Raw genomic sequence first — 9,574 nt, forward strand, 5'->3', positions numbered from 1 at the left:
GCCGCCACCAGGGCCGCCGCGTCGGCGAGGGAGAACACCCCGGCCGCGCAGGCGGCGCCGATCTCGCCGATGGAGTGCCCGGCCAGCACGTCCGGACGCACGCCCCAGGACTCCACCAGCCGGAACAGCGCCACCTCGACGGCGAACAGGGCGGGCTGGGCGTACTCGGTACGGTCCAGCAGCGCCGCCTCCGCCGTGCCCTCCGCCGCGAACAGTACGTCCTTCAGCGGGCGCGGCAGCAGCGGGTCGAGGTGGGCGCACACCTCGTCCAGGGCCTGCGCGAACACCGGGAACGCCTCGGCGAGTCCGGCGCCCATGCCGAGACGCTGGGCCCCCTGGCCCGTGAACAGGAACGCCAGCCGGCCGCCCGCCACCGTGCCTTCGACCACGCCCGGGGCGCTGTCGCCCGAGGCCACCGACCGCAGCCCCGCGAGCAGTTCCTCGCGGGCCGTGCCCACGACCACCGCGCGGCGCTCCAGCTGGGCCCGCGTGGTCGCCAGCGCCACGGCCACGTCACCGAGGTGGGGAGCGTCCTCCCCGTCCAGCAGTTCCAGCAGGTGCTCGGCCTGGGCGCGCAGGGCCGCCGGGCTCGCGGCGGACACCGGGTAGAGCGTCGGGCCCGCGGGCTCGGGGCGCTCGGCGGTGTCCTGGGCGGGCTCCTCCTCGGGTGCCTGCTCGATGATGACGTGGGCGTTGGTGCCGCTGATGCCGAAGGAGGAGACACCCGCGCGGCGCGTCCGGCCGGCGTCCCAGGGGACTTCCTCGGTCAGCAGCCGGACGTGTCCCGCGGTCCAGTCCACCTTGGTCGAGGGCTGGTCCGCGTGCAGGGTCCTGGGCAGGACGCCGTGGCGCATGGCCATGACCATCTTGATGACGCCGGCGACACCGGCGGCGGCCTGGGTGTGGCCCAGGTTCGACTTGACCGAGCCGAGCCACAGCGGCCGGTCGGCCGCGCGGTCGCGGCCGTAGGTGGCCAGCAGGGCCTGGGCCTCGATCGGGTCACCGAGGACGGTGCCGGTGCCGTGCGCCTCGACCACGTCCACCTGGTCGGCGGAGAGCTGTGCGCTGGCCAGGGCGTCCCAGATGACGCGCTGCTGGGAGGGGCCGTTGGGCGCGGTGAGGCCGTTGCTGGCGCCGTCCTGGTTGACGGCGGAGCCGCGGACCACCGCGAGGACGGGGTGCCCGTTGCGCCGGGCGTCGGAGAGCCGCTCCACCAGGAGCATGCCGACACCCTCGGACCAGCCGGTGCCGTCCGCGGCCTCGGAGAACGCCTTGCAGCGGCCGTCGGCGGCGAGCCCGCGCTGCTTGCTGAAGGCGACGTAGGGGTCCGGGGTGGCCATCACGGTGGCGCCGCCCGCGAGCGCGAGGGTGCACTCGCCCTTGCGCAGGGCCTGCATGGCGAGGTGCAGCGCCACCAGCGACGAGGAGCAGGCGGTGTCGACCGTGACCGAGGGGCCTTCGAGGCCCAGGACGTAGGAGATGCGGCCGGAGAGCACGGCGGCGTTGCTGCCGGTGGACAGGTATGCCTCGGCCTCCTCGGGCAGCTTCAGCTCGAAGTAGGTCTGGCCGTTGGTACCGGCGAAGACGCCGACGCGGCCGCCGCGCAGCGAGTCCGGCGCGATGCCGCCGCGCTCGAACGCCTCCCAGGCGGTCTCCAGCAGCAAGCGCTGCTGGGGGTCCATGGCCAGCGCCTCGCGGGGCGAGATGCCGAAGAAGGCGGGGTCGAACTGCCCGGCGTCGTAGAGGAAGCCGCCCTTGCGGGCGTAGTCCGTGCCGTCGCCCAAGTCCCCGGCCGCGGCGATCCCGGTCTCCCAGCCCCGGTCCTCGGGGAAGTCCCCGATGGCGTCCCCGCCCGCGGCGAGCAGCCGCCACAGCTCCTCGGGTGTCCGTACGCCGCCGGGGAGACGGCAGCTCATCGCGACGATGGCGATGGGCTCCTGCCCGGCGTTCTCCACCTCCCGCAGTCGCTGCTTGGTGGCATGCAGGTCCGCGGTCGTCCGCTTGAGGTAGTCGAGGAGCTTCGCTTCGTTCACGTTCGCCATCGGGGCCTCGCCATGTGTCATCTCCCGGGCGCGGCGGCGCGGGGAGGTTCGGGAAGAATGGGGGTGGGGCTGGGGGCTGGGCAGCGGGTCAGGAGAGCCCGAGCTCCTTGTCGAGGAAGTCGAAGACGTCCTCGGCCGACGCGGTGTCGAGGCGGTCGGCGACCGTGGTCGGGTCCGCCCCCGCGGTGCGGCCCGGACCCGCGGCCTCGCCGGCGCGGGCGTTGAGGCCGTCGACCAGTTCCTGGAGCCGGTGGCTGATGCGGCTGCGCTCGATCTCCTCGGCGGAGAGGGCGGCGGCCACCAACTCGATGCGCTCCAGCTCCGCGAGCACGGGCACGGCGGGGCCGGCCCCGCTCGGGCACAGCTCGCCGTGCAGGTGTGCGGCCAGGACCTCCGGGCTCGCGTAGTCGAAGAGCAGGGTGGCCGGGAGCTTCAGCCCGGTCACGGTGCTCAGGCGGTTGCGGAACTCGACGGCGGTGAGCGAGTCGAAGCCGAGTTCGCTGAAGGCGCGGCTCGACTGCACCGCGCCGGGGCTGTCGTAGGCGAGGACGAGCGCGACCTGTCCGCGCACCAGGTCGAGCACTTCGCGGCGCTGTTCGCTCTCGGGCAGCGCCGCCAGCCTGTCCACCAGGCCGGAGGCGGCCTCCGCGGTCCCGGCGGCGGTGCCGGGGCCGGCCGCGGTGGCGGCGGCGCGGACCTCGGGGAGGCCGGCGAGGAGCGCGCTCGGCCGGCTCGCGGTGAAGCCCGCCGCGAGCTGCGGCCAGTCGGCGTCGAGCACGCCGACGCAGGGGGCCGGCCCGTCGAGGGCGCGCTGGAGCGCGGTGAGGCACAGGCCGGCGTCCATCGGGGCGAGGCCGCGCCACCAGGAGCGGTCCTGGGACGCCTCCTCGCCCGCCATGCCACCGCCGTCCCAGGGGCCCCAGGCCACCGAGGTGGCGGCGAGGCCGAGGGCCCGGCGGTGGTGGGCGAGGGCGTCGAGGTAGGCGTTGGCGGCGGCGTAGCTGCCCTGTCCGGCGCTGCCGAGCAGTCCGGCGACGGAGGAGAAGGTGACGAACGCGGTCAGGTCCCTGTCCTTGGTGAGGTCGTGCAGGTGGCGTGCCGCCTCCGCCTTCGGGCGGCGCACGCCGTCGAGCCGCTCGGGGGTGATGGACTCCAGCACGCCGTCGTCCAGGACGCCCGCCGTGTGGATGACGGCGGTGAGCGGGTGTTCGGCGGGCAGGGTGCCGAGGAGTGCCGCGAGCTGGGAGCGGTCGGCGGCGTCGCAGGCGGCGATGGTGACGCGGGTGCCGAGCGCGGTCAGTTCGGCGGACAGTTCCCCGGCTCCGGGCGCCTCGGGGCCGCGGCGGCTGGTGAGGACGAGGTGGTCGGCGCCGCGCCGGGCCAGCCAGCGGGCGACGTGGGCGCCGAGGGCGCCGGTGCCGCCGGTGACCAGGACGGTGCCGTGCGGGGTCCAGCCCGTGCCGGCGCCCGCGATGCTGGTGTCGGCGGGGATGTGGGCGAGGCGGCGCCCGAAGGTGCCGGAGGCGCGGATCGCGACCTGGTCCTCGGGCTCGGTGTCCGTCTGCCCGGCCGCGAGGGTGGAGACCAGGCGGGCCGCGGTGCGCTCGTCGGGGGCCGGCGGCAGGTCCACCAGGCCGCCCCAGCGCTGGGGGTGTTCCAGGGCGATGACCCGGCCGAGCCCCCACACCTGGGCCTGCTCCGGGTGGGGCAGTTCCTCGGCGCCGCTGACGGCGACGGCTCCGCTGGTCAGGCACCACAGGGGGGTGTCGGCGGCGCTGTCGCCCAGCGTCTGGGCGAGGGAGACGGTGGCGGTGAGGCCGTGCGCGCCGGTGGTGAGGGCGAGCAGTGAGACCACGGCGCGCACCGGCTCGCCGTCGTCGTGCGCGGCGCGCAGCCGGTCCCCGAGCGCGCGGCGGGCGTCGTCGGTGGCGGCCGGTTCCCCGGTGCCGCCGAGGCGGGCCAGTTCGCCGGTGTCGACGGTGACGCGGCGGGCCGTCGCGCCGCGGGCGGCCAGGGCCTCGCCGAGCGCGGTGGCCCAGCGGTCGGCGGCGGGCTCGTCGGGGGTGACGACGAGCCAGGTCCCGGCGGTGTCGGCGGTGTCGGCGGCGGGCTCGCCGAGGGCCTGCCAGTCGACGCGGTAGCTCCAGGCGTCGGCGGTGGCCTCCCGCACGCGGCGGGAACGCCAGGACGCGAGCAGGGGCAGTACGGCGTTCAGCGCGTCGCGCTCGGCGTCGCCCGCCCGCAACGCGTCGCCGAGGGTGCCGCCGTCGGTGTGCTCCACGGCGTGCCAGAAGGCGCTGTCGGCCGCGCCGCCCGGCGCGGAGCCGTCCCCGGCGCCGGGGGTGGCGGCGTCCTCGTCCCACCAGTAGCGCTGCCGCTGGAAGGGGTAGGTGGGCAGGTCCACCCGCCGCCCGCCCCAGTGTCCGGCCACGGCCGGCCAGGTGATCGGCGTGCCGCCCACGTGGAGTTCGGCGAGCGCGGTGAACAGGGCGGCCGGCTCGGGGCGGTCGGCGCGCAACAGGGGGACGAAGGCGGTGTCCGGCCGGTCGGCGTCGGGGGTGACGCACTGCCGGGCGAGGGCGGTGAGGGTGGCGCCGGGGCCGAGTTCGACGAAGGTGCCGGTGCCGTGTTCGAGGAGGGTGGCGACGCCGTCGGCGAAGCGGACCGTCTCGCGCACGTGCCGCACCCAGTACTCGGCGGTGGTCAGGTCGTCCCCGGTGGCGAGCTTTCCGGTGAGGTTGGAGACGACCGGCAGGCGGGGCGCGGTCATCGGGATTGCCTCGACGACCTTGCGGAAGTCCCCGAGCATCGGTTCCATGCGCGGCGAGTGGAAGGCGTGGCTGACGCGCAGCGGGGTGGTCTTGCGGCCCCGTTCGCGCAGTTGCTCGGCGGCGGCGAGAACGGCGTCCTCGGTGCCGGAGAGGACCACGGCCGAGGGGCCGTTGACGGCGGCCACGCCGAGTCCGTCGCCCAGCAGCGGGAGCACTTCCTCCTCGGTCGCCTCGACGGCCACCATGGCACCGCCGGGGGGCAGTTCCTGCATGAGCCGGCCGCGGGCGGCCACCAGGGCGCAGGCGTCGGGCAGGGTGAACACCCCGGCGGCATGGGCCGCGGCGATCTCCCCGATGGAGTGGCCGATCAGCAGGTCCGGGCGGACGCCCCAGCTCTCCAGCAGGCCGTAGAGGGCGACCTCGACGGCGAACAGGGCGGCCTGGGCGTGACCGGTGCGGTTCAGCTCGGCCGCGTTCCGCTCCGACTCGGCCGCCCACATCACGTCGCGGACGGGCGTGTCGAGTCGGGGGTCGAGCTCGGCGGCGACGGCGTCGAAGGCGGCCGCGAACGCGGGCTGGGACGCGTACAGGTCCCGTCCCATGCCGAGGCGCTGGGCGCCCTGGCCGGCGAACATGAAGGCGGTGCGGTTGCCGGGGCCCTGGGGGGTGCCGCGCACGACGCCGGTGCTCTCCTCGCCCGCGGCCAGCGCGTCGAGGCGGCGCAGCAGGCTGTCGCGGTCGTCCGCGACGACGACGGCCCGCCGGTCGAAGGCGGCCCGGGTGGTGGCCAGGGAGAAGGCGACATCGGCCGCCGTGTCGTCCGCGCTCACGGTGAGCCGGGTGCGCAGCCGGGCCGCGGTGGCGCGCAGCGCGCGCTCGTCGCGCGCCGAGAGCAGGTAGGGCAGCGGGCCCGAGGCGGCGGACGGGGCGGGTGCCCCGGCCGGCTCCGGCGGCGTCTCGGCGGGCGCCTCCTCGATGATGACGTGCGCGTTCGTGCCGCTCAGGCCGAAGGAGGAGACGCCCGCCCGGCGCGGTGCCTCGCCGTCCCAGGCGACCGGCTCGGTCAGCAGCCGGACGTGGCCCGCGCTCCAGTCGACCTGCGGCGTCGGCTCGTCCACGTGCAGGGTGCGCGGGAGCCTGCGGTGCCTGATGGCCTCGACCATCTTGATGACGCCGCCGACGCCGGCGGCGGCCTGCGCGTGCCCCATGTTCGACTTGACGGAACCGAGCCACAGGGGGCGGTCCGCGGGCCGGTCCTGGCCGTAGGTGGCGATGAGGGCCTGCGCCTCGATGGGGTCGCCGAGCACGGTGCCGGTGCCGTGCGCCTCCACCACGTCGACGTCCTTCGTGGCGAGCTGGGCGTTGTGCAGGGCCTGGCGGATCACGCGCTGCTGGGCGGGGCCGTTGGGGGCGGTGAGGCCGTTGCTGGCGCCGTCCTGGTTGACGGCCGAGCCGCGGACCACCGCGAGGACGGGGTGCCCGTTGCGCCGGGCGTCGGAGAGCCGCTCCACCAGCAGGACGCCCACGCCCTCGGCCCAGCCCGCGCCGTCCGCGGCACCGGCGAAGGACTTGCAGCGGCCGTCGGGGGCGAGCCCGCGCTGCTTGCTGAACTCCACGAACATGCCCGGGCCCGCCATGACGGTCACCCCGCCGGCGAGGGCGAGCGAGCACTCGCCGTCGCGCAGCGCCTGGGCCGCCAGGTGCAGCGCCACCAGCGACGACGAGCACGCCGTGTCCACCGTCACCGCCGGGCCCTCGAAGCCGAAGGTGTAGGCGACCCGCCCCGACACCAGGCTGCCCGCGGTGCTGCCGCCGGCGTAGTCGTGGTACATCAGCCCGGCGAACACGCCGGTCCTGCTGCCCCTGAGGGAGGCCGGGTCGATGCCCGCCCGCTCGAAGGTCTCCCAGGTGGTCTCCAGGAGCAGCCGCTGCTGGGGGTCGGTCTCCGGGGCCTCCCGGGGGCTCAGGCCGAAGAACGCCGGGTCGAAGTCGGCCGCGTCGTACAGGAAGCCGCCCTCGCGGACGTAGCTGCGGTCCGCGCGTCCGGGCACCGGGTCGTAGAGGGTGTCCATGTCCCAGCCGCGGTCGGCGGGGAACTGCCCGACCACGTCGATGCCCTCGTCGACGACGCGCCACAGGTCCTCGGGGGAGGTCACTCCGCCCGGGTAGCGGCAGCCCATCGCGACGATGGCGATCGGCTCGTGCCGGCCGTCCTCCACCTCGCGCAGCCGGCGGCGGGTCTCGTGCAGGTCCGCCGTCGCGCGCCGCAGGTACTCACGCAGTTTCTGGTCGTTCGCCATCGTGTCTGAACCAATCTGGGGTCAGGTCGGAGCCGGAGAGGGCTGCGGGCGGGAGGTCCGGAGGGGACAGGAGTGCGGGGGCAGGGGAGGCCGGGGGCGGGCGCCGCGGTGTCGTGGGCCGGGAGGGGCCGTGCGCCCGGGCCGGGCCCGGCTCACCCCTCACGGCCCGTCTTCCGCTAGGGCAGTCCGACCTCGCCGTCCAGCGCGGCGAACAGCTCGTCGTCGGTGGCCGACTCGAAGTCGGGGCGGACCCCGGCGCCCAGCGCCGGGCCGTGCCGGTCCCGCCACTTGCGCAGCAGCGTCTCCAGGCGGGCCGTGACCTCCGCGTAGTCCGGCTCGTGGCCGCCGTCGCCCGGTGGCGAGGCGAGCAGCGCCGACTCCAGACGGTCGATCTCGGCGAACAGCGGCTGCCCCTGGGACAGCGCGGGCGCCAGCTCGGTCGCCAGGTGCGCGGCCAGCGCGGCCGGGGTCGGGAAGTCGAAGACCAGGGTCGCGGGCAGCCGCAGACCGGTGGCCGCGTTGAGCAGGTTGCGCAGGTCGACGGCGGCCAGCGAGTCGAAGCCGACGTCCTTGAACGGCCTGCCCGGTTCGATGAGTTCACCGCTGTAGTGGCCGAGCACCGCCGCCGCGTTCTCCCGTACGAGGTCGAGGAGGTGCAGGTTGCGGTCGGCGGCCTCCATCATGGACAGCGCCTCCGCGGCGGCCGCGGGCGCCTGGACCGGGGCCGAGGCGGCCCGCCGCACCGGGGTGCGCACCAGCGTCCGCAGCAGCGGGGGCACCGGGCCGCCCGGCGAGCCGATCACCGTCATGTCCACTCCGACCGGCACCAGCACCGGGGCGTCCACCGCCAGCGACGCGTCCAGCAGGCCGAGCGCGGAGCCGGTGGCGAGCGGCCGCAGGCCCATGCGCCGCATCCGCCGCAGGTCGGCCTCGCCCAGCTCACCCGCCATGCCCGAGGCTTCGGACCACAGGCCCCAGGCGAGCGAGAGGCCCGGCAGTCCCTCGGCCCTGCGGTGGCGGGCGAGGGCGTCGAGGAAGACGTTGGCGGCGCTGTAGTTGGCCTGCCCCGCGCCGAGGAAGTGACCCGCCGCCGAGGAGAACAGCACGAAGGCCGCCAGTCGGTGGTGCCGCGTCAGTTCGTGCAGGTGCCAGGCGGCGTCGGCCTTGGGCCGCAGGACCGTGTCCAGACTCCGCGCGGTCTGCGTTCCGATCAGGCCGTTGTCGGCGACGCCGGCCGTGTGGACGACGGCGGTGAGCGGATGGTCGGCCGGGATCTCGCCGAGCAGCTTCTCCACCGCGGCACGGTCCGCCACGTCGCAGGCCGCGAGGCGCGCCTGGGCGCCCGAGGCGGCCAGTTCGGAGCGGAGTTCCGCCGCGCCGGGCGCGTCCTCGCCGCGGCGGCTGACCAGCAGCAGGTGGCGGACGCCGTGGCGGTCGGCCAGGTGCCGGGCGACCGCGGCGCCGAGGCCGCCCGTGCCGCCCGTGATGAGCACGGTGCCCCGCGGGTCCAGGCGCGCCGCGTGCAGCGAGCCGGCCGGGGCCTGCTGCTCCCTGACCAGCCGGGGCTCCCACAGGACGCCGTCGCGCAGGGCGAGTTCGGCGCCGGCGGCGGTGGCGGCCGCGCGCAGCCGCTCCTGGGACGAGGCGGTGCCGTCCCAGTCGAGGAGCAGGATGCGGGCCTCGAGCCGCTCGCCCTGCGCCGAGCGCACCAGGCCCGCGAGCGGGGCGCCGGCCAGGTCCACGACGGCGCCGCGCACCGGCTCCGGCCCGGTGACCCCGCTGGTGAGGACGGTGAGGCGGGAGTCGGCGAACCTTGGGTCCGCGAGCCAGCCCTGCACGGTCTCCAGCACCCGGGTGGTCGCGGCGCGCATCCGGTCGAGCAGCCCGTCCGTCCCGTCGCCCGCCGAGCTGGCGGAGCAGACGAGGACCACGTGCTCCGGTGCGGGGCCCGCGCCGGCGCCGAGCGCCGCCAGATCGGCGTAGACCGGGACGTTGTCGCCGAAGGCCGCGGCGATCCCCGCGTCGGCTGCCGTGCCGATCACCGCCCAGTCGCCGGCCGACTCCTCGGCCGCTGGCCACTCGGCCCGTTCGCTCCAGGTGGGCCGCAGGAGCGCGTCGGCCCCGTCCCCGGCGCCGCCCGCCGTCAGCTGCTCGGCGCCGACGGCCCGCGCGGCCAGCGAGCGGATCGATATCACCGGGGCGCCGGTCGCGTCCGCGGCGAGCACCGACGCCTCGTCGAGGCCGTGGGAGGTCACCCGTACCCGCAGCGCGGTGGCACCCGCCGCGTGCACCGTCACACCGCTCCAGGCGAACGGCAGCCGCGGTCCCGCGGCCTCCTCCTGGCTGCCGCCCTCGGCGAAGAGGTTGGCGTGGAGGGCGGCGTCGAGGAGGGCGGGGTGGATGCCGAAGGCGTCGGTGTCGGGGTGGGCGTCGTCGGGGAGGGTGACTTCGGCGTAGACGT

General features: G+C 76.4%; 3 protein-coding genes. All 3 read right to left on the reverse strand.

The window, feature by feature from the left end; translation table 11 throughout:
* Positions 1 to 2,042, reverse strand: a 2,042-nt coding sequence (locus AB0L74_RS34510) for a type I polyketide synthase (RefSeq protein WP_365661475.1), incomplete at its 3' end; no start/stop codon positions are given.
* A gap of 88 nt (positions 2,043 to 2,130) precedes the next feature.
* On the reverse strand, positions 2,131 to 7,113 hold the full coding sequence (locus AB0L74_RS34515) for a type I polyketide synthase (protein WP_365661478.1): 4,983 nt from the start codon (positions 7,111 to 7,113) through the stop codon (positions 2,131 to 2,133).
* Positions 7,114 to 7,289: 176 nt separating this feature from the next.
* A partial coding sequence (locus AB0L74_RS34520; RefSeq protein WP_365661480.1) for an SDR family NAD(P)-dependent oxidoreductase occupies positions 7,290 to 9,574 on the reverse strand: 2,285 nt, incomplete at its 5' end.

It is taken from the genome of Streptomyces sp. NPDC052020 (genome assembly GCF_040680575.1).
In the GTDB taxonomy this organism is placed as follows: Bacteria; Actinomycetota; Actinomycetes; order Streptomycetales; family Streptomycetaceae; genus Streptomyces.